Raw genomic sequence first — 19,863 nt, forward strand, 5'->3', positions numbered from 1 at the left:
CGCATTGCCCGCCCTTTCGTCCCCCCCCTTGCTCCAGAAATTCGGCTGGTCCGTCGGCCTGCCCGGACTGGCGCTCATCGTCGGCGTCGCGACTCCGCTCCTCGCGCCTCGCATGGAGCAGCGGCTCGACGACGGGGCCGGGGCTGTCGTGCGTGCGACGGCCGAGGCGGGGTTGGAGCCCTGGCTGCGCCTGACGGTGCGGGGCCGTGACCTCATCGCCACCGGCGAGGCGCCGGACGAGTCGGGGCGCGTCGCGGTCCTCGACAGGCTGAAGCGTCTGCCGGGCCTGCGTCATGTGGTCGGGCGGATCGGCATCGTGGAGGATGCCTCGCCCTTCGTCTGGACGGCGACGCGCACGAGCCCGGAACGGATCGAGCTGTCCGGCAACCGTCCGGTCGAGATCGGTCCGAGGGCGCTTGCCGCGAAACTTGCCCCTGAACTTCCCTCCGAGACCAGGATCGTCGATCAGGCGAAAGCCGCGCGTGGGGCACCGCCGGACTTTTCCGCCGCTTCCGCCTTCGCCCTAGAGCAGCTGAAGCCGCTGGCGCCGGGCGCCAGCGCCACCATCGCCGACACGACCGTGTCGCTCAGCGGCGAGGCATCGACGGTGGCCGATTACGAGGCCGTCAGGCAGGCTTTGGCCCATCCTCCGACCGGGTTCACCATGGGCAAGGTCGACATTCGGCCGGCGGCGACCCCCGATTTCCGGTTTGCGGTGACCCGCGAGCGCGGCGGCAACCTTGTCCTTTCGGGCAATGTCGTCTCGGAAGCGGCACGCGAGGAGATCCGTGCCATGGCCGACGACGCCGCCGATGGCGCCACGGTGGACGACCGGATGCAGACCGCCCGTGGTCTTGGGGATGGAATCGATCCGACCACGCTCACCCGCTTCGCCTTCCAGCTTTCGTCCCTGTTGCAGGATGGCAGCGTCACCTTTGCCAATTCGCGGCTGTCGGTCTCGGGGACCGCCCTCGACGGGCAGGCCATCGGCGAGATCGACGCCTTGCTGCGCGACGGGCGACCGTCCGGCACCAGGGCCGGGCCGGTCGATCTCGCCGCCATGCCGCTCTCGCCCTATCGCTTCATGGTCCGGCGCGAGAGCGATGCCGTGACGCTGACCGGGCACCTTCCCGACGGCGCTACGCGCGACCGCATCCTGGCCACGCTACGACCGCGCTTCTTTCGCGAACGCATCGTCGACAAGAGCCGCATCGCCGAGGGCGCACCGCCCAACCTCGCCGGCGCCGTCGAGGCCGGCATCACCAGCCTCGCCATGCTCGCCACCGGCGACATCCGCCTCTCGGACCGGCGTCTCGCACTGACCGGGGACAGCCTCTACCGCGAGAGCGCGGGGCGGTTCGAAGCCGATCTCGCCCGGCGGATGCCGGCCGGCTGGCAGGCGCAGGCCGCGGTGAAGCCGCCGCCCGGGACGACCATGGACGACCCGGCGGCCTGCCGGAACTCGTTCGACCGCGCGATCAATCGGAGCCCTCTCGTCTTCGCACCCGGCGGCGTCACCCTGAGAGCGGAGTTCTATCCGACCCTCGACGCAGTGGCCTCGGCGGCGAAAGCCTGCCCCGGCCTGCGCATCGAGGTGACGGGTCATACCGACCCGGCCGGTGCGGCCGGCGCACCCAAACCCGCCCTCGATGCCGGGGTGGAGAACACCGCTTCCGTCGATTCGGCGAAGGCTCGGGACGCCGACAAGGCCACGAAGCCGGGAATCGCGAAGGCCGACAAGCCCGCCGTGAAGGCCGCAGACCCCAAGCCGGCCCCTGCGAAGGACGGCAAGGACAAGACGCCTGGGGACAAGGTGGCCGGAGACAAGGCGGCGAGGGAGAAGGACGTCAAGGCGGAAGCCCCGAAGGAGGCGAAACCGGCGGAGCCGGAGCCCGACCTCGCCCGGCAGCGGGCGCTTGTGGTCGTCGAATATCTGCTCCAGGCCGGCATCCCGGCGGACAGGATCGTCGCCGCCCCCGTCGGCCGCGCCAATGCCACCGGGCAGGGCGTCGGCCTCGCCCTGCGTTCCTGAGAGATCGTCCCGATGATCCTGCTGCTGACGATTCTCTGGCCCGCTCTCGTCGCCAGCCTCGCGCTGGGGACCGCCATCGGATGGCACTTTGGACCGCCACGCGGCCGGCTTTCGACCGCCATCGGGCTCGGACTCGGATTCTGTGCCGTGGCGGTGAGCGGGCTCGCGATGAGCGGGCTCGTACCGGGCCGCCCCGGCTTCTGGGTGGAGAGCGCAGCCCTCAACCTCGCGGCTTATCTGATCGGGGCGGGGGCCGGAGCACTGGCACGACTGGCGCGTCCATCGCCGCCGAGGGCGTCGGGCATCGCCAGCGTCAGCGGCTCCCCCGACCGCCTCGCTCCATCACCGCGACCCGCTCCCGCCGCGGAGCGGAGGTTTCGAGGGAAAGCGTCGGGATGAAGCGGTCGGGGAGGATAAACCCTCCCCTCACCGCGCCCCGCGCTGAAGGTCGCCCTCGATCAGCAGCGCGCTCTTGCCTTCCAGGCGGCTGCGATAGACCTGCAGGTTCTCCATCACGCGCTGGACGTAGTTGCGGGTCTCGGTGAAGGGGATGCGCTCGACCCAGTCGATGGGATCGACGCCGGTCCGGCGCGGGTCGCCATAGGCGTCAATCCATTTCTTCACGTTGCCGCCGCCGGCATTGTAGGAGGCGAAGGCGAGGATGTAGGAGCCGCGCCAATCCTCCATTAGCTCGCCGAGATGGGCCTGGCCGAGGCGGGCATTGTAGGCGGGATCGCTGGTGAGGCGGTCCTGGTCGTAGGAGGCGCTGACCCGCCGCGCCGTGCGCTGGGCGGTGGCCGGCATCATCTGCATCAGCCCGCGGGCGCCGACGCTCGATTGGGCACGCGGATCGAACTGGCTTTCCTGGCGGGCGATGGCGAAGACCATGGCCTTCTCCACCAGGGGAACGGCGGCGGAGGCCTCGTAATCGGGAATGCCGATGGTGGGGTAGGCATGGGCGTCGAGGGGCAGACCGCGCTGGACCGCGAGCTTGCCCACCGCCACGAGGGCGCGGGAGTTTCGCACATCGACGGCGAGATTGCCGAGCGCGCCGATCTCGGCCGGGTTGGTGAGGCGGTTCGCCGTATCGATGTAGAGCGGCAGCGCCAGATCCTTGAGCGAGGCCGCCTCCAGCATGCGCAGCGCCCGCGTGGTCAGGCGGTTCTCGAACGCCGCCGCGGCGGCGGGTTCGAGCTCGGAGACGACGCGAAGCGGCAGGCTCGCCTGTCCGAGCTTCGCCCGCGCGAGCTGCCCGTAATAGGCGATGGGCTGGAGCGCGGCGCGCTCGTAGAAAGTCTTGGCGAGGCCGGCATCGCCCGCCGCCTCGGCGGCACGGCCCTGCCAATAGGCGACGCGGGCCAGGGAGATCGGCGTCTCGGCGATGGTCGCGGCCTTGGCGAAGTGGCTTGAGGCCTTGGCCGGATCGTCGAGGAAGCGCAGGGCGATCCAGCCGGCATGGAATTCGGCCTCGATCCGCTTCTCCACCGTACGGCCGCTATGACCGGCGGCGACCTCGTAGGCGAGGCCCGGATTGCCGAGATCGATGAGCTTGCGGGCGACGATCCGACGCTCGACCCACCATTCGTCGCCATCCACCAGGACGTCGCCGTTGGTCGGAGCGGTGGCGAGAATCGCGGCGGCCTCCACCGGCTTGTCGGCCCGGCGCAGATATTGCGCCCGCGACAGGATGTAGGACGGGTCGCTGCGGAGCGACGGCGGCACGGCATTGAGCGCGGAGGCGGCCGAGGAACTCTTGTCCTCGACGGCGCGGCGGGCACGGACCAGGCTGGCGTAGCCGCCGCCGGCATAGGAGGCGGCCCGGCCGGCCGTCTCGTAATCCTCCTTCAGGAGAGCGCGCTCCATGCGGAAGCGATGATCGACGCGGGTGAGGACACCCGGAAACGCGTCCATCACCTTGGTCTCGAGGGCGCGCCCGAAGGTCTCGGAGCGCCACAGGTCGCGGACCAGGGAGGTGGCGTCCTCGTCGAGGGCTTCTGCCCGGAAGGCGAGGGCGAGGGCGAACTTGCCGGGAGCACTCGACGGGCGGGTGCCGGCGAAGAAGGCGCGCACGGTCGCCGGGTTCTTGCGTTCGGTGAGAAGCGCCTCCTCGGCGCGGCGGCGCAGGAGCGGCCCCGCCGGCCATTCCGGGTTCGTCCGGGTGAAGGAGACGGTGCGCTCGAAGCCGATGCCGGAGCCGGCGCGGATCGCCACCCATTCGAGAAGGGCCAGAGCCGCCGGATCGGTGAAGCCGTCGCGCAGGCGGTCGCCCTCGGACACCTTGCCGCGCCGATAGGCGTCGATGGCCTGGCGCAAAGCGGGGAGATCGACATCCGGCGCGACCTGGGCCGCGCGGGCGGGGTCCGGCACTTCCGGCACGGGAGCGGCGGGCGTCATGGCCGCATCGGGAAGCGGAAACGCGATCGGCGCTTCCGGATCGGCGGAGGCATAGGCCTTGGCGGCGGCCGGCAGGGCCTTGCTCGGCGCGGTCTCGGCGCTGCGATCGTCGAGCTTCAAGGCATCGGCCGCGACCGCATCGGTGGCGGCGGCCTTGCTGTCCGGCACCAGGACGGACGGGGCGACGGCGTCGCTCGACGGCCGGGTGACGATGTCGTCCCCCTGGCCGGCCGCCACGGGGAAAACCGAGGCCGGCCCGATCCACATCGTCGTCCCCGCCAAGGCGACGGCGAGGGACACGGGGAGGGCGGCACGATAGGAACGCGTCCAGAACGCCATGGTTCTTCCAGTCCCGTCGGATGCGGACATGCTTAAGCTGTCCCAGAGGGCGTTAAGAAGTCATTAACCGCGCCGACGGAGCGTTTGCGCGAGGGCAAGCGAGGCCCTATGTCTGCCCGTCCGCGAGAGCGGTGACGCGGCCGGCACACCGGCCCACCGAAAGATCGACGGCCGGGAACGCCAGGATGACCGACACCACGACCCAACGCCTCAAGGGCGCCATGACCGCCCTCGCCACGCCGTTTCGCGACGGCGCCTTCGACGAGGACGCCTTCCGCAAATTCGTGGTCTGGCAGATCGAGCAGGGCATCCATGGCCTCGTGCCCGTGGGCACCACCGGCGAGACGCCGACCCTGAGCCATGGCGAACACGACCGGGTCGTGGCCGCCTGCATCGCCGAGACCGCCGGTCGCGTGCCGGTGATCGCGGGCGCCGGCTCCAATTCCACGGCCGAGGCCGTCGACCGGGCGGTGAACGCGGAGAAGGCCGGCGCCGATGCCGTGCTCGTGGTGACACCCTATTACAACAAGCCGACGCAGGCGGGGCTCTACGCGCATTTCAAGGCCGTCAACGACGCCATCGGCATCCCGATCATCATCTACAATATTCCCCCGCGTTCGGTGGTCGACATGAGCGTCGACACCATGGCGCGGCTGTATGAGCTCAAGAATATCGCCGGCGTGAAGGACGCCACGGCCAAGCTCGACCGTGTCAGCCTGCAGCGCCAAGCCATGGGTGAAGACTTCATCCAGCTTTCAGGCGAAGATGCGACGGCGATCGGATTCAATGCCCAGGGCGGCGTCGGCTGCATCTCGGTGGTCTCGAACGTCGCACCGCGCCTCTGCGCCAAGTTGCAGGACGCGACCCTGTCGGGCGATTACGCCACGGCTCTGCGGCTTCAGGACCAGTTGCTGCCGCTGCATGTGGGCTTGTTCGCGGAATCGAACCCGTCGCCGGTGAAATATGCCCTGTCGCGGCTCGGCCATATGAGCGACGAGGTGCGCCTGCCGCTCCTCACAGTCAGCGATGCCACCAAGGACATCGTCGATGCCGCCCTGCGCCATGCCGGCCTGATCGACGGCTGAGCCCCCTCGCAGGCGAAACCCCGGCGAACCATATGATGGTCCATCGGCCGCATCGCGCGGCCGAGGACGGAATCAGCTTCCTTCCAGACAAGGGGTATCGGCACGGATATGCCGATGCTCCAGAACCGACGATGTGATGGCTCCCAAACCGCAAGACACCCGCCGCGTCGTCGCCGACAACCGCGCCGCCCGCTTCCATTACGAGATCTCGGACGTCCTCGAGGCGGGCATCGCCCTGACCGGAACCGAGGTCAAATCCCTGCGGAAGGGCAAGGCGGCCATCGGCGAGGCCTATGCTGGCCCGTCGGGCGACGAGCTGTTCCTGTTCAACGCCTATATCCCGGAATATCTCGAAGCCAACCGCTTCAACCACGAGACGAAGCGCCCGCGCCGCCTGCTGCTCCACCGCAAGCAGATCAACAAGCTCATCGGCGCAACGAAGCGCGAGGGCTACACGGTGGTGCCGTTGAAAATCTACTTCAACGAGCAGGGCCGCGCGAAGATCGAGCTCGGCCTCGGCCGGGGCAAGAAGCTCCACGACAAGCGCGAGAGCGCCAAGGAGCGCGACTGGGAGCGCGACCGCGCCCGGATCATGCGCGACAAGGGCTGACCTGCGAACGCTCCGTTGACGTGCGATGCCCGTCCTGCGAAGACACCGCCCATGACGACGAGCCCGATCCTCTCCGGATTGTATTACGCGCCGCTCCCCTAGCGGCGAGGTGCTCTGTCACGTCTCAACCGCCCCGGTCGTCGGCGGTTGACCCTTTGTCCAAGACCGCTGGCCCCTCGGCTCCATCGAGGTCAGTTCCGTGTCTTGTGTCATCCCCCCTCCATCGAACATTCCCGTCGGGATCATCGGCTTCGGCGCGTTCGGCCGGCTGATCGCCGAGCATCTCGGGCGGCATTTCCCGCTGCACGCCTACGATCCCGCCCTGCCGCAAGGCTACGAGGTTCACACCTCCCGCAAGCACCAAGAGTCCTCTCTCCTGGAAGGCTACGGCATTCACACATCTCGCGGGCAGCGCGGGTCCCCTCTCCTGGAAGGAGAGGGACAGGGTGAGGTGTGCGACTTCTCCGCAGACGGAACACACCTCACCCCAACCCTCTCCTTCCAGGAGAGGGAGCCCGTCGCGCCTCATGTCGAATCTGCTTGGGAAGGGAGAACTGCCGGCGAGCGGACGTTTGGATCGAGTAGGTTGCAAGGGGGGAGTGAAGCCGGGGTGCGGAACAGTACGCTCGCCGAGGCGGCCGCCTGTCCCGTCGTCATCCTGGCCGCTCCGGTCTCCAAACTCGCCGAGGTGGTCTGCGCCATCGGACCTCACCTGCAGCCGGGCGCCCTCGTCCTCGATGTCGGTTCGGTGAAGATCGTCGCCGCGCGGATCATGGCGGACGGGTTGCCCGATCACGTGGAGATCGTCGCGACGCATCCGCTCTTCGGCCCGCAAAGCGCACGTTCCGGCCTTAAGGGGCTGAAGATCGCCGTCTGTCCGATCCGGGGGAGGGGAGGCTGGCGCGCCGCGGCTTTCCTGCGCAAGCATCTCGGCCTCGACGTCATCCTCACGGACCCGGAGGCGCATGACAGGGCCGCCGCCTCGGTCCAGGGGCTGACCCATCTCATCGCCAAGGTCTTCGTCGAAATGGAGCCGCTGCCGACCCGGATGACGACGAAGAGCTTCGACCTGCTGATGCAGGCGGTCGGCATGGTCCGGCACGATGCGCCGGAGGTCTTCGACGCGATCGAGCGCGCGAACCCCTATGCGGCCGATATCCGCCACCGTTTCTTCGCGCATGCCTCGCGGTTGGAGACGGAACTCTCGGCGCAGGGCGCGGACGCCGCAGGCTGAGAGCGATGGTCCGGGTCAGTGCCGAGAAGGCGGCTCGCCGCGCTTCCTCGGCGACGGGTGCCGCTACTGTTCGGTCGCGTCGTCGCCCTGGCGGATACCGTAGCGGGTTTCCAGACCGGGATTAGGACGCGCCGGCGGCCGTTCGCCTACCTCTCGCGGCAGGTCTCGCGGAACATCTCGCGGCAACTCGCGCGGACCGCGCGGCGGACCGTCGCCCTGGCTCCGGACGCCGCGCTCGCCGGGGTCGCGACCGACCCGGGGAATGAGATGGACAAGATCGACGAACTCGTCGGCCTGCCGACGAAGGTCGTCGGCGATCATGGCCGGCTGTGTCTGGATCGTCGAGACGACGGTGACGCGGACGCCGCGCCGCTGCATCGCTTCCACCAATGAGCGGAAATCGCCGTCGCCGGAGAACAGCACCATGTGGTCGATCCGGGGCGCGAGTTCGAGGGCATCGATAGCAAGCTCGATGTCCATGTTGCCCTTGATCTTGCGACGGCCGGCGGAATCGGTGAATTCCTTGGCCGGTTTCGTCACGACCCGGTAGCCGTTATAGTCGAGCCAGTCGATCAGCGGACGGATCGATGAATATTCTTGATCTTCCACCATCGCCGTGTAGTAGAAAGCTCGTATCAAATTATCGCGAGCTTGAAATTCCTTAAGCAAACGGCGATAATCGATGTCGAAACCGAGTGCCTTCGTCGCCGCGTAAAGATTTGCCCCGTCGATGAAGAGGGCGCTGCGCTGCTGTGCGCTCATTGGGTGATCCATTTTCTCATCAGATTTTACACATGTAAGGCAGGAAAGTCCGAAAGCTCAACGCTCTACAACAAGACTTACAAACCCGAATGTTTGATAAAGCGAAGAATTTGATCTTAATAATCAAACCATAAATAAAACGAAGAATTAGCAGGCCGCCGAAGCTACCTGCTGATCATATCCTTTGTTATTGTCCGAGCGAGGCGCTTGTCAACCATGGCCGGTATGCAATCACCAGAGAAATCGAATGAAAGCTAGGTCTGGCTAGAATATTCCATTTCGCACAACTGATATGTCTAATTGTACACCGGCGAAACAACCACCTTAAGTTTCTAATTTTTCTTGGGATTAGCCAGGTGCCTTCACGCGGCTGCCGGGCTTGACGGCGGGGATCACAGCGAGTTCCGGCGGCAGCGCGTCCGCAGGATAGACCGGAATGTCGAGGGTGACCAGGGAGACGAGGGGGAGGCCGATTTCGCCGCGCCCGCCCGAGCGGTCGATGAGGCAGGCCGCGCCGATGACCTCCCCGGCCTCGGCCTGGAGGGACGCGAGGCATTCGCGGGCGGAGAGGCCCGTGGTCACGATATCCTCCACGATCACCGCGCGCTGGCCGGCCGGAATGCTGAAGCCGCGACGCAGGGAGAATGGCCCGCCGGGATCGCGTTCGACGAAGATGGCGCGGGCCCCGAGATGGCGGGCGGTCTCGTAGCCGGGCACGATGCCGCCGATGGCGGGGGACACGACGATGTCGACGGGGCCGAAACGGGCGACGATGACCTCGGCCAGGGCCTTGCATAGGCGCTCCGTCCGGACCGGGTCGGAGAAGATCGCCATCTTCTGCAGGAAGACGCCGGAATGGAGCCCGGAACTGAGGACGAAATGCCCTTCGAGCAGAGCCCCCGCCTCGCGGAATTCGGCGAGCACCGCGTCTGGCGTCATGAGAGTGCAGGTCCTGGGATGCGAGGGTCGGGCGGCGTTTGTGGCAGCGTGGACCACGAGGCGCAAGGCGCCCCGACCCGCCGGGGGCCTTCCCGCATCAACGCCTGGTAAACAGAGCGTTACGCGGCGGTGATGGCCGACGCCGCGTCGCGGGAGCCCGGCCGTTCAGCCGTTGACGCGGTCGACCCTGCTCACGGTGCGCTTGCCCCGCAACTCGGCGACGATGGCGTTGAGGTGCTTCAGATCCCAGACGGAGAGGTCGATGACGATCTCGGTGAAATCCTGGGTGCGCCGCTTCATCGAGACGTTGTCGATATTGCCGTCGTGATCGGCGATGACCTGCGCGATCTGGGCGAGGACGCCGGGCTCGTTGATCGATTGCAGGGCAAGGCGCGCGGGAAACCGCTCGCTCCCGCCCGCCTCAACGTCCCAGCGCACGTCGAGCCAGCGCGCCGGCTCGTTGTCGAAATCCGCAAGCGCCGCCGACTGGATCGGATAGATCGTGACCCCGACGCCGGGGGTGAGGATGCCGACGATGCGGTCTCCCGGCACCGCGCCGCCATTCGGGGCGAAGCTCACCGGCAGGTCGTTGTCGAGGCCGCGAATCGGGATGGCGTCGGCGCGGCCCATATCGGCGGCGCCTTCGGGGAAGGTCAGGCGCATGGCCTGCCCCTTGGCGAGACTGAGACGCCCCGCCCCGCCATCCATGGGCTGCTGCAGCGCGGCCGGTCCCGTGCGGCGCTCTTCCTTGTGGTCGGGATAGACCGCGCGCACCACGTCGCCGGAGAACATCTCGCCCCGGCCCACCGCCGCGAACACGTCCTCCGTGCTCTGGCGCGCTAGGCGGGGAAGCGCACCGCGCAGCTTGTCCTCCGAGAAGCTCTTGGCCGCCCGCTCGAAGGCGCGGTCGAGGATCTGGCGGCCGAGGCCGGCATATTGCCGCCGCACGGCCGAGCGGGTCGCCCGCCGGATCGCGGCGCGGGCCTTACCCGTGACCACGAGGGATTCCCAGGCCGCCGGAGGCGATTGCCCGTCGGCCCGGGCGATCTCGACCTCGTCGCCGTTGACGAGCTCGATCAGCAGCGGCGCCATGCGGCCGTTGATCTTGGCCCCCACCGCCGTGTTGCCGACATCGGTATGGACCGCATAGGCGAAATCGATCGGCGTCGCGCCGCGCGGCAGGGCGATGAGACGCCCCTTGGGTGTGAAACAGAACACCTGGTCCTGGAACAGTTCGAGCTTGGTATGCTCGAGGAACTCTTCCGGGCTGTCGCCTTCAGCCAGAAGTTCGATGGTCCGGCGCAGCCATTGATAGGCGCCGCTCTCCGTGGCGAGGCGCGGATGTACGCCGCCGATCTCGTCCTTGCCGCCGCTCTCCTTGTAATGGGCATGCGCGGCGATGCCGTATTCGGCGATCTCGTCCATGGCCGCGGTGCGGATCTGCAGCTCGACGCGCTGGCTCTTCGGGCCGATCACCGTGGTGTGGATCGAACGGTAATCGTTCTGCTTCGGGGTCGAGATGTAGTCCTTGTAGCGGCCCGGAACCATCGGCCAGGTGGTATGGACGACACCCAGCGCCCCGTAGCATTCGGACAGCGACTCGACGATGACGCGGAACCCGAAGATGTCCGACAATTGCTCGAAGGCGACCGACTTGCGCTCCATCTTGGCGGAGATGGAATAGGGCCGCTTCTGCCGTCCGGTAACGACGGCGTTGATGCCCTGCGCGGCGAGCTTGGCGGTCAGATCCCGCTCGATGCTCTCCACCAGCCGCTCCGATTTCACGGCGAGATCGGCCAGACGCTGGGCGATCGTCGCGTAGATCTCGGGCTTGAGGTTGCGCAGGGCGAGGTCTTCGAGTTCCTCGCGCAGTTCCTGCATGCCCATGCGGCCGGCGAGCGGCGCGTAGATGTCCAGCGTCTCCTGGGCGATCCGCTCGCGCTTCTCCGGCTTCATGTGGTGGAGCGTGCGCATGTTGTGCAGGCGGTCGGCGAGCTTGACGAGCAGCACGCGCACATCCGCCGCCACGGCGAGCAGCAGCTTGCGGAAGTTCTCGCCCTGGACCGCGCGTTTCGACACGAGGTCGAGGCGCTTGAGCTTGGTCAGCCCGTCCACCAGGGCGCCGATCTCGGGGCTGAAGAGCTCGCGGATCTCGTCGAGGGTGGCGGCGGTGTCCTCCACCGTGTCGTGCAGGACGGCGGCGACGATGGTCGCGTCGTCGAGCCGGAGATCGGTGAGGATCGCGGCGACTTCGAGGGGATGGGCGAAGAAGGGATCGCCCGAGGCCCGCTTCTGCGTGCCGTGGGCCCGCATGGCATAGACATAGGCGCGGTTGAGAAGGGCCTCGTTCACGGCGGGGTTGTAACGCCTCACCCGCTCCACGAGCTCGTACTGGCGCATCATCCGCCGCAACACCCTTCACACATCGTGACTGCCCGCCTCTGTCTTATGTTGTCCCGCATCGCGACCGGGCACGCCAGACCCATGGCGCCGCATGACACCGGTTTCTCGCGCCGAAAAACGAAAAACCCGGCGCAGGGCCGGGTTTTCGCAGGATCGTCAGTCGAAGACGGGGCGTCCGATCACTCGGCCTCTTCGTCCGTCTCGGTCGGCGGGGCGAGGTTCTCGAGGCCGCGCAACAGATCCTCTTCGCTCATCCGGTCGAACTGGACGGCGCCGTCGTCGCTGGAGGATTGCGGCGCCACGGCGGCGGCCGCCGGCGAGCTCGACAGCAGCGGCACCGTCTCGGCCTCCGGCTCATCGACCTCGACGTATTTCTGCATCGAGTGGATGAGCTGTTCCTTGAGGTCGTCGGCCGTGATCGTCGCGTCGCCGATCTCGCGCAGCGCGCAGACCGGGTTCTTGTCGCGGTCGCGATCGATGGTCAGCGGCGCGCCGGCGGCGAGCAGGCGAGCGCGATGGCTCGCGAGCAGCACGAGCTCGAAGCGGTTCTCGACCTTGTCGATGCAGTCTTCAACGGTGACGCGAGCCATGCGGGAGGGCTCCTTCCATAGACCGGGAATATAGAGATTGAACCGGCTCCATACACCGGCTCACGCGCCGCAACAAGCCGATGCGCGGGAACGCTTTTCGTTTGACCCTCGGAGCGCGGCCGGCGCCACGAACGAGGCGCCCGATCCATCCGCCCCGTGGGCGCAGCCGATCGCCCCGGAGACAACCGGGGTGCCCGTCGCTAACCATGACTGACGGGTCCGCGCGATTCGGCGCGGGTTACGGAGGTTCCTTACTCATGACGACCAGCTTCAGCCGCCGTAACCTGTTCGACTGCGCCTGCCGGCTCGGGGCGGCGGCCTTCGCCGCCACCGCCCTGCCGAATCTCGGGCTCGCCGCCAGCCCGTCCACGAAGAAGACCGACCTCAGCGCCGACCAGGCCCTGGAGCTCCTGAAGGAAGGCAACCGCCTCTACAAGACGGACAGCCCGGTCCGTTCGGTGCAGGGCCGCGACCGCCGGATCGAGATCGCCCTCGGGCAGACGCCGTTCTGTGTGTTGGTGAGCTGTTCGGATTCCCGCGTCTCCCCGGAGATCCTGTTTGGGCGCGGTCTCGGCGAACTCTTCATCGTCCGCAACGCTGGCAACACCGCCGATACCGCCGCCCTCGGATCGGTGGAATACGCCGTGTCGCAACTCGGCGTTCCGCTGGTGCTGGTCATGGGCCACAGCCGCTGCGGCGCGGTGCTGGCGGCGGCCGACGTGGTTGAGAACAACACCGTCTATCCCGGCTCCATCGGCCGGATGATCGAGCCGATCGTGCCGGCGGTGCTGTCCGCCCGCGGCAAGCCCGGCGATTTCATCGAGAATTGCGTGCGCGCCAATGTCGACCGGGTCGTCAACCGCATGCGCACGGCCTCCGAGCCCGCCCTCCTCGATCCGCTGAAGGCGGGCAAGCTGCGCATCGTCGGCGCCTCCTACAGCCTCGATACCGGCGTGGTGGACTTCTTCAACGAAGCCTGACGCCTTGAACGCAGCCCGACTCCGGCCCGCCATGGCGGGGCCTCGTGTTGACACCCGGGGCGGGCGGTGCGACTGCGCCGCCCTTTCCGTGCGAGAACATGACCATGGCGCGCGCATTCATCTTTCCAGGCCAGGGCAGCCAGGCCGTGGGCATGGGCCGGGCCCTGTCGGAGGCCTTTCCCCAGGCGAGGGCGGTCTTTGACGAGGTCGACGAGGCGCTCGGCCAGTCGCTCTCGACGCTGATGTTCGAGGGACCGGTGGAGGAGCTGACCCTCACCGCCAACGCCCAGCCGGCCTTGATGGCGGCCAGCATTGCCACCCTGCGCGTGCTCCAGGCAACGCGCGGCCTCGATCTCGTCCGCGACGTGGCCGCGGTGGCCGGTCATTCCCTCGGCGAGTACACGGCGCTCGCCGCCGCCGGGACCTTCACCCTGGCCGATACCGCCCGGTTGCTGCGCATCCGCGGCGAGGCGATGCAGGGCGCGGTGGCGCCGGGTGCCGGCGCCATGGCCGCCCTCATCGGTGCCGATGCCGAACTGGCCGGGTCCATCGCCGCGGAGGCCTCCGAAGGCGAAGTCTGCGACGTCGCCAACGACAACGGCGCCGGGCAGGTGGTGCTCTCCGGCGCGAAGGCCGCCGTGGAGCGCGCGGTGGCGATCGCGCAGGGTCGCGGGATCAAGCGCGCGGTGATGCTCAACGTCTCGGCGCCGTTCCACTGCTCACTGATGGTACCGGCGGCCGAGGCGATGCAGGACGCCCTGACCCGGGTGGCGATGAAGCCCCCCCTGGTGCCGGTCTATTCCAACGTCCTGGCCGCGCCGGTGCTGGAGCCGGCGGCCATCCGTCAGGCCCTCGTCGCCCAGGTGACCGGCACCGTGCGCTGGCGCGAATGCATCGCCGCCATGGCCGCCTCCGGCATCGATCAGTTCCACGAGATCGGCACCGGCAAGGTGCTCTCCGGCCTCGTCAAGCGGATCGCCCCCGGCGCCACCGCCACCCCAATCGGCACGCCCGACGACGTGGCCGCCTTCCCGACGCTCAGTTGACAACAGGATTGCCCATGTTCGACCTGACCGGCCGCAAGGCCCTCGTCACCGGCGCCACCGGCGGCCTCGGCGGCGCCATCGCCCGGGCGCTCCACGCCCAGGGCGCCACCGTCGCCGTCTCCGGCACCCGCGCCGAAGCGCTGGATGCCCTGTCGGCCGAACTCGGCGGCGAGCGCGTCCATACCCTGGTCTGCAACCTCTCCGACAAGGACGCCGTCGAGGCCCTGGTGCCGGCGGCGGAAGCCGTCCTCGGCGGCCTCGACATCCTCGTCAACAATGCCGGCATCACCCGCGACAACCTCGTGCTGCGGATGAAGGACGACGAGTGGGACGCGGTGATCGCGGTGAACCTCTCGGCCGCGTTCCGCCTCTCGCGGGCGGCGGTGAAGGGCATGATGAAGCGGCGCCACGGCCGCATCGTCAATATCGGCTCCGTGGTCGGCGCCACCGGCAATCCGGGGCAGGTGAACTATGCCGCCGCCAAGGCCGGCCTCGTCGGCATGACCAAAGCCATGGCGGCGGAGGTCGCCACCCGCAACCTCACCGTCAACTGCATCGCGCCGGGTTTCATCACCTCGCCGATGACCGACGCCCTCAACGAGAAGCAGCGCGAGGGCATCCTCACCCGCGTGCCGATGAACCGCCTCGGCACCGGCGAGGAGATCGCGGCCGCGGCCGTTTACCTCGCTTCGAACGAGGCCGCCTACGTCACCGGCCAGACCCTGCACGTGAACGGCGGCATGGCGATGTACTGAGGGGGTTTCTCGACAGGGCAGGCGGGAAAACCCGCCGATTGTCCGGGAAAAAGCCACGGCGATGAACGGTTTGTGAACCGGCCCTCGCCAGCGCCAAAACCCTGTGCTACCACCCCGGCTGCCGTGCGAGGGGGGTTGACGGTTCAGCGTGTTGCGGGTTCTCAAGACCACGCGCGATCGGACACCGGCCGCTTCCAGAGATCCGCACCAGCGGGACGGCGGCCACGGCACCTTCACCATCACGATCGAATAACCAAGGACCAAGAACGATGAGCGATATCGCTGAGCGCGTGAAGAAGATCGTTGTCGAGCACCTCGGCGTGGAGCCGGAGAAGGTGGTCGAGGGCGCCAACTTCATCGATGACCTCGGTGCCGACAGCCTCGACACCGTCGAGCTCGTGATGGCCTTCGAGGAAGAATTCAACGTCGAAATCCCCGACGACGCTGCCGAGACCATTCAGACGGTCGGCGATGCCGTGAAGTTCCTCGAGAAGAACTCCGCGTAAGCACGACGGGACGAGAGGCGCGAGGAGCGGGGTCCACGGGACCCCGCGCGCCGAACGACAGTGACATGACGGGACTGGTTCGGGATAACGCGATGCGTCGGGTTGTGGTGACGGGCTTGGGTATGGTGACGCCGCTGGGAAGCGGGGTCGAGGCCACCTGGAGCCGGTTGATCGCGGGAGACAGCGGAGCGTCGCAGGTGACAGCCTTCGACGTGTCCGATCTCGCCTGCCGCATCGCGTGCTCGGTCCCGTTCGGAGACGGCAGCGACGGCACCTTCAATCCGGACCAGTGGATGGAGACGAAGGAGCAGCGCAAGGTCGATCCGTTCATCGTCTACGCCATGGCCGCCGCCGGCCAGGCGCTGGACGATGCCGACTGGCATCCCAAGAGCCACGAGGATCAATGCGCCACCGGCGTGATGATCGGTTCCGGCATCGGCGGGATCGGGGGCATTTACGACGCCTCCGTGACCCTGCACGACAAGGGGCCGCGACGGATCTCGCCGTTCTTCATTCCCGGCCGAATCATCAACCTCGCCTCCGGCCAGGTCTCCATCGCCCACGGGCTCAAGGGGCCGAATCACGCGGTGGTCACCGCCTGCTCCACCGGGGCGCATGCCATCGGCGACGCCGTCCGGCTGATCCAGTTCGGCGATGCCGACGTGATGGTGGCCGGCGGCGCCGAATCTCCGGTGAACCGCTTGGCGCTCGCGGGCTTCGCCGCCTGCCGCGCCCTGTCGACCGGCTTCAACGACCAGCCCACCAAGGCCTCGCGCCCCTACGACAAGGACCGTGACGGCTTCGTCATGGGCGAGGGCGCCGGCGTCGTCGTGCTCGAAGAGTACGAGCATGCCAAGGCCCGCGGTGCCCGCATCTATGCCGAGGTGGTCGGCTACGGCCTCACCGGCGATGCCTATCACATCACCTCGCCGGCCCCGGACGGCGACGGCGCCTTCCGCTGCATGAGTGCCGCGGTGAAGCGCGCCGGCCTGCAGGCCTCCGACATCGACTACATCAACGCCCACGGCACCTCGACGCCCATGGGCGACGAACTCGAACTCAAGGCCGTGGAGCGCCTGCTCGGCGACCACGCCGCCAAGGCCGCCATGTCCTCCACCAAGTCGGCCGTGGGCCACCTGCTGGGCGCGGCCGGGGCCATCGAGGCGATCTTCTCGATCCTCACCATCCGCGACGGCGTGATGCCGCCGACGCTCAATCTCGACACCCCCTCGGTGGAAACGGCCATCGACCTCGTCCCGCACGAGGCCAAGCGCAAGCAGGTGGATGTTGTGCTGTCGAATTCGTTCGGCTTCGGCGGCACGAATGCGTCGCTGGTGATGCGCCGGGTCTAAAGACCCCGCCCGGTCCGACGTTCCCGTCAGGATCGCCCGGATATCGGCCGGGACCTCACCGAGAACGACCATGCCGCATTACCGCTCGATCCAGGCCCTTCGCTTCGTCGCGGCCCTCCTCGTCATGGCGTTTCATCTGGCCGATGGCACGTTCATCGTCGGGGCGGTGGGCATCGACATCTTCTTCGTCATATCGGGCTTCATCATGGGGACGATCGGCGTCGGGGAGACGCCGTCGAGCTTTCTCGCGAAGCGGATCATCCGCGTTGTGCCGCTGTACTGGGCGGTGACTCTGTTCCTCAGCGCGGTGTCCGTCCTCGGCGTGTTCAGCCGGATCACCGTCGATCCGCCGAGCCTCGCGAAATCCCTGCTGTTCATTCCCTATGTCGAAGCCGGTGGCGGTCTCTGGCCCATCGTGCCCGTCGGCTGGACCCTGAACGTGGAGATGCTGTTCTACGCGCTCTTCGCGGCGGGACTCCTGCTCGGGACGCCGATCCGCTTCGCCGCCGCGTCCCTCGCCCTTCTGGCGCTGGCGGGCGCGGCCTTCCAGCCGTCGGACGCGATCCTTCGGCAATGGACGACGCCCCTGCTCCTGGAATTCGCCGCCGGGCTCGCGCTCGCCACTCGGGTTCAGCCCTCGGGCGCCGGCAGGGGCCTGGCGATGCTCGGTATCGGTGTGATCTGGCTCGCAGGGCTCGCGAGCCTCGGGATCTACGACCAGAACTACCGCCTGCTCACCTGGGGTGTCCCGGCCGTCCTCATCGTCTGCGGCGCCCTGGCCATCGAGCGGGCGGGATGGTGGCCATCCGGATTGCGGATGCTGGAGATCGGCGGCGACGCGTCCTACTCGCTCTACCTGCTCCACGGCATCGTCATCTCGCTCATGGCGAAGATCCTCGGCACCACGCTCACCGCCAAGGCCGCCACGGCCCTGATCGCGATCGCGCTGGCCCTCGCCTCGTACCGCCTGTTCGAGCGCCCGGTGGGAGCCGTCCTCACACGCTTCGTCAGGTCAGGCCGCGGAGAGGTGGGGAACGGGAACGCGGTCGTGACGACGGAGGGATAATACGCCTTTTTGCCACAAAACCGGTTCAATCCGGCTCGTACAACCCGCCCGCCCGGGTGTAGTCAGGTTTGACGCACGGATCCCGAAGCTTCGTGGCGAGAAGCCCATCCATGCGCCGGCACCTATTGCCTGAGTCTCTTGGCCCGAGTTTCGTCCCCCCGGTCGGCCATGACGACACGACGGCCGCATCGTCGGGCCGAGACAAGGTTGGCGAGAGGCGAGGCTCGAACAGGATGTCCATGTTCTTCCGCAAGCGCAAAAATCCGGACCCTGTCCCGTTTCCGGTCCCCTCCGAAGAGCCGGCACAACTGAACCGCGCGTCCCCGCGCAGCCCCAGCGAGGCGATCAAGCCCACGGCCGCGCCGCCTCCGCCGGACCGTCCAGTGCGCGAGCGCGGCGGATTGCTGAGCACGATCAGCGGCCTGCTCACCGCCGCCGTGGTCCTCGCCATCGCCGCGATGATCGGCGTGACGCTGTTCGACCGGCAGATCCGCGAGCCCGGCCCGCTCGGCGCCGACAAGGTCGTGGTCATCCCGCCCCGCAGCGGCACCTCCGAGATCGCCGACGCGCTCAGCCGCGAGGGCGTCATCGCCCATACCGCCCTGTTCGAATGGGCCTCCCGCTTCTCCGGCAAGGCCCTGAAAGCCGGTGAGTACACGTTCAAGGCCCATGCCAGCATCGGCGACACGATCGAGACCCTGTCCACCGGCCGGCAGGTGCAGCACGCCGTCACCTTCCCCGAGGGCCTGACCTCCGAGCAGATCGTGGTGCGCCTCAACGACAACGACATCCTCACGGGCGACATCAACGAGATCCCGCCCGAGGGCTCGCTCCTGCCCGACACCTACAAGTTCGAGCGCGGCGCCACCCGCCAGCAGATCGTCAACCTGATGCGCGCCAAGCAGCGCGAGGTGCTGAACCAGATCTGGCTGCGCCGCTCGGCCGAGATCCCGGTGAAGACCCCGGCCGAGATGGTGACCCTGGCCTCCATCGTCGAGAAGGAGACCGGGCGGGCCGACGAGCGGCCGCGCGTGGCCGGCGTCTTCGTCAATCGCCTCAACAAGCGGATGAAGCTGCAATCGGACCCCACCATCGTCTACGGGCTGGTGGGTGGACGCGGCACCCTGGGGCGCGGCATCCAGCGTTCCGAGATCGACCGGGCGACCCCCTACAACACCTATGTCATCGAGGGCCTGCCGCCGGGCCCCATCGCCAATCCCGGCCGCGCGGCACTCGAGGCCGTCGCCAACCCGTCGCGCACCAAGGACCTCTATTTCGTCGCCGACGGCACCGGCGGCCACGCCTTCGCCGACAGCCTGGAGGGCCATTCCCGCAACGTCGCCCGCTGGCGTCAGGTGGAACGCGCCCGCAAGGAGACGCCCACCGACGCCGCCCCCGTGGACAAGGCCGAACCGCCGGCCGATCCCTCGGCGGTCCCGGGCCGGGCCTCGGCCTACGCGCCGGACGGCACCAACTTCGCCGGCAGCGCCCCGGACCCGTCGGCCCCGCGCCCGAAAGCCTTCGACGCATCGGAAGGCACCAAGCTCGACCCGCTGCGCAACAAGACCTTCGACCTCAACTCGGCCAAAAGCGTCCCGGCGCTGAAGGCGCAATGAGGAACCCGCCCGCCGCGCACATGCCCTCTCCCCGCATGCGGCGACTGGATTCACACATCTGCACGACGGCTGTTCCCTCTACCCAAGAGGGTCCCAGATGAGGCGCAACGGTCTCCCTCTCCTGGAAGGAGAGGGGACCAGCGCTGCCCGCCAG

17 protein-coding genes are annotated in these 19,863 nt (G+C 68.1%); 12 read left to right on the forward strand and 5 right to left on the reverse strand.

Translation table 11 applies throughout. The annotated features are described in order from the left end of the window. Positions 1-2,032: BON domain-containing protein (locus tag FPV16_RS23175; protein WP_319802274.1), on the forward strand; the 2,032-nt coding region annotated here is incomplete at its 5' end. A 12-nt stretch (positions 2,033-2,044) separates the two neighbouring features. Then, on the forward strand, positions 2,045-2,431 hold the full coding sequence (locus FPV16_RS23180; RefSeq protein ID WP_227440892.1) for a hypothetical protein: 387 nt from the start codon (positions 2,045-2,047) through the stop codon (positions 2,429-2,431). A 27-nt stretch (positions 2,432-2,458) separates the two neighbouring features. Here FPV16_RS23180 and FPV16_RS23185 read toward each other — a convergent pair whose 3' ends face one another. Further along, positions 2,459-4,765, reverse strand: a complete 2,307-nt coding sequence (locus FPV16_RS23185) for a lytic transglycosylase domain-containing protein (protein ID WP_227440893.1) — start codon at positions 4,763-4,765, stop codon at positions 2,459-2,461. A gap of 185 nt (positions 4,766-4,950) precedes the next feature. On the opposite strand from FPV16_RS23185, the gene dapA reads away from it, so the two are divergent. From dapA to FPV16_RS23200, 3 genes are all read left to right on the forward strand, one after another. Then, complete coding sequence (dapA, locus tag FPV16_RS23190) at positions 4,951-5,850, forward strand: 4-hydroxy-tetrahydrodipicolinate synthase (protein ID WP_227440894.1); 900 nt, start codon at positions 4,951-4,953, stop codon at positions 5,848-5,850. A 136-nt stretch (positions 5,851-5,986) separates the two neighbouring features. Continuing rightward, positions 5,987-6,460 (forward strand): SsrA-binding protein SmpB, encoded by a 474-nt coding sequence (gene smpB, locus FPV16_RS23195; RefSeq protein WP_018044478.1) that lies wholly within the window; start codon positions 5,987-5,989, stop codon positions 6,458-6,460. Between the two features lie 427 nt (positions 6,461-6,887). Further along, complete coding sequence (locus FPV16_RS23200; protein ID WP_264483994.1) at positions 6,888-7,694, forward strand: prephenate dehydrogenase/arogenate dehydrogenase family protein; 807 nt, start codon at positions 6,888-6,890, stop codon at positions 7,692-7,694. 63 nt (positions 7,695-7,757) lie between these two features. On the opposite strand, the gene FPV16_RS23205 is transcribed toward FPV16_RS23200, so the two are convergent. The 4 genes from FPV16_RS23205 to rpoZ form a co-directional block, all read right to left on the reverse strand. Continuing rightward, positions 7,758-8,456 carry an NYN domain-containing protein gene (locus tag FPV16_RS23205; RefSeq protein ID WP_227440896.1) on the reverse strand — a complete coding sequence of 233 codons (699 nt, stop codon included), beginning with the start codon at positions 8,454-8,456 and terminating at the stop codon, positions 7,758-7,760. A 348-nt stretch (positions 8,457-8,804) separates the two neighbouring features. Further along, on the reverse strand, positions 8,805-9,395 hold the full coding sequence (gene pyrE / locus FPV16_RS23210) for an orotate phosphoribosyltransferase (protein WP_227440897.1): 591 nt from the start codon (positions 9,393-9,395) through the stop codon (positions 8,805-8,807). A gap of 165 nt (positions 9,396-9,560) precedes the next feature. After that, positions 9,561-11,798, reverse strand: a complete 2,238-nt coding sequence (locus FPV16_RS23215; protein ID WP_227440898.1) for a RelA/SpoT family protein — start codon at positions 11,796-11,798, stop codon at positions 9,561-9,563. Positions 11,799-11,977: 179 nt separating this feature from the next. Continuing rightward, complete coding sequence (gene rpoZ, locus FPV16_RS23220) at positions 11,978-12,388, reverse strand: DNA-directed RNA polymerase subunit omega (RefSeq protein ID WP_018044472.1); 411 nt, start codon at positions 12,386-12,388, stop codon at positions 11,978-11,980. Between the two features lie 257 nt (positions 12,389-12,645). Here rpoZ and FPV16_RS23225 point away from each other — a divergent pair, with 257 nt between their 5' ends. From FPV16_RS23225 to mltG, 7 genes are all read left to right on the forward strand, one after another. Next, entirely contained in the window at positions 12,646-13,368 is a 723-nt protein-coding gene (locus FPV16_RS23225) for a carbonic anhydrase (RefSeq protein WP_227440899.1), read from the forward strand. 104 nt (positions 13,369-13,472) lie between these two features. Beyond that, positions 13,473-14,414 carry an ACP S-malonyltransferase gene (gene fabD / locus FPV16_RS23230; protein ID WP_227440900.1) on the forward strand — a complete coding sequence of 314 codons (942 nt, stop codon included), beginning with the start codon at positions 13,473-13,475 and terminating at the stop codon, positions 14,412-14,414. A gap of 14 nt (positions 14,415-14,428) precedes the next feature. Beyond that, positions 14,429-15,169 carry a 3-oxoacyl-[acyl-carrier-protein] reductase gene (gene fabG / locus FPV16_RS23235; RefSeq protein ID WP_227440901.1) on the forward strand — a complete coding sequence of 247 codons (741 nt, stop codon included), beginning with the start codon at positions 14,429-14,431 and terminating at the stop codon, positions 15,167-15,169. 269 nt (positions 15,170-15,438) lie between these two features. Further along, on the forward strand, positions 15,439-15,675 hold the full coding sequence (locus FPV16_RS23240) for an acyl carrier protein (RefSeq protein WP_018044468.1): 237 nt from the start codon (positions 15,439-15,441) through the stop codon (positions 15,673-15,675). Positions 15,676-15,767: 92 nt separating this feature from the next. Next, positions 15,768-17,027: a beta-ketoacyl-ACP synthase II gene (fabF, locus tag FPV16_RS23245; protein WP_227440902.1), complete on the forward strand. Its 1,260-nt coding sequence runs from the start codon at positions 15,768-15,770 to the stop codon at positions 17,025-17,027. A 70-nt stretch (positions 17,028-17,097) separates the two neighbouring features. Further along, positions 17,098-18,093, forward strand: coding sequence for an acyltransferase family protein (locus FPV16_RS23250; protein WP_227440903.1), 996 nt, complete (start codon positions 17,098-17,100; stop codon positions 18,091-18,093). Positions 18,094-18,332: 239 nt separating this feature from the next. Next, complete coding sequence (mltG, locus tag FPV16_RS23255; protein WP_227440916.1) at positions 18,333-19,709, forward strand: endolytic transglycosylase MltG; 1,377 nt, start codon at positions 18,333-18,335, stop codon at positions 19,707-19,709. The last annotated feature ends 154 nt before the right edge of the window (positions 19,710-19,863 follow it).

It is taken from the genome of Methylobacterium sp. W2, from assembly GCF_020662345.1.
In the GTDB taxonomy this organism is placed as follows: Bacteria; Pseudomonadota; Alphaproteobacteria; order Rhizobiales; family Beijerinckiaceae; genus Methylobacterium.

What these genes read in the sequence shown, in the direction of transcription:
- FPV16_RS23180 (WP_227440892.1), top strand. Translation starts at nt 2,045, where the DNA reads ATGATCCTGCTGCTGACGATTCTCTGGCCCGCTCTCGTCGCCAGCCTC.
- FPV16_RS23185 (WP_227440893.1), bottom strand. Translation starts at nt 4,765, where the DNA reads ATGGCGTTCTGGACGCGTTCCTATCGTGCCGCCCTCCCCGTGTCCCTC.
- dapA (WP_227440894.1), top strand. Translation starts at nt 4,951, where the DNA reads ATGACCGACACCACGACCCAACGCCTCAAGGGCGCCATGACCGCCCTC.
- smpB (WP_018044478.1), top strand. Translation starts at nt 5,987, where the DNA reads ATGGCTCCCAAACCGCAAGACACCCGCCGCGTCGTCGCCGACAACCGC.
- FPV16_RS23205 (WP_227440896.1), bottom strand. Translation starts at nt 8,456, where the DNA reads ATGAGCGCACAGCAGCGCAGCGCCCTCTTCATCGACGGGGCAAATCTT.
- pyrE (WP_227440897.1), bottom strand. Translation starts at nt 9,395, where the DNA reads ATGACGCCAGACGCGGTGCTCGCCGAATTCCGCGAGGCGGGGGCTCTG.
- FPV16_RS23215 (WP_227440898.1), bottom strand. Translation starts at nt 11,798, where the DNA reads ATGATGCGCCAGTACGAGCTCGTGGAGCGGGTGAGGCGTTACAACCCC.
- rpoZ (WP_018044472.1), bottom strand. Translation starts at nt 12,388, where the DNA reads ATGGCTCGCGTCACCGTTGAAGACTGCATCGACAAGGTCGAGAACCGC.
- FPV16_RS23225 (WP_227440899.1), top strand. Translation starts at nt 12,646, where the DNA reads ATGACGACCAGCTTCAGCCGCCGTAACCTGTTCGACTGCGCCTGCCGG.
- fabD (WP_227440900.1), top strand. Translation starts at nt 13,473, where the DNA reads ATGGCGCGCGCATTCATCTTTCCAGGCCAGGGCAGCCAGGCCGTGGGC.
- fabG (WP_227440901.1), top strand. Translation starts at nt 14,429, where the DNA reads ATGTTCGACCTGACCGGCCGCAAGGCCCTCGTCACCGGCGCCACCGGC.
- FPV16_RS23240 (WP_018044468.1), top strand. Translation starts at nt 15,439, where the DNA reads ATGAGCGATATCGCTGAGCGCGTGAAGAAGATCGTTGTCGAGCACCTC.
- fabF (WP_227440902.1), top strand. Translation starts at nt 15,768, where the DNA reads ATGCGTCGGGTTGTGGTGACGGGCTTGGGTATGGTGACGCCGCTGGGA.
- FPV16_RS23250 (WP_227440903.1), top strand. Translation starts at nt 17,098, where the DNA reads ATGCCGCATTACCGCTCGATCCAGGCCCTTCGCTTCGTCGCGGCCCTC.
- mltG (WP_227440916.1), top strand. Translation starts at nt 18,333, where the DNA reads ATGTTCTTCCGCAAGCGCAAAAATCCGGACCCTGTCCCGTTTCCGGTC.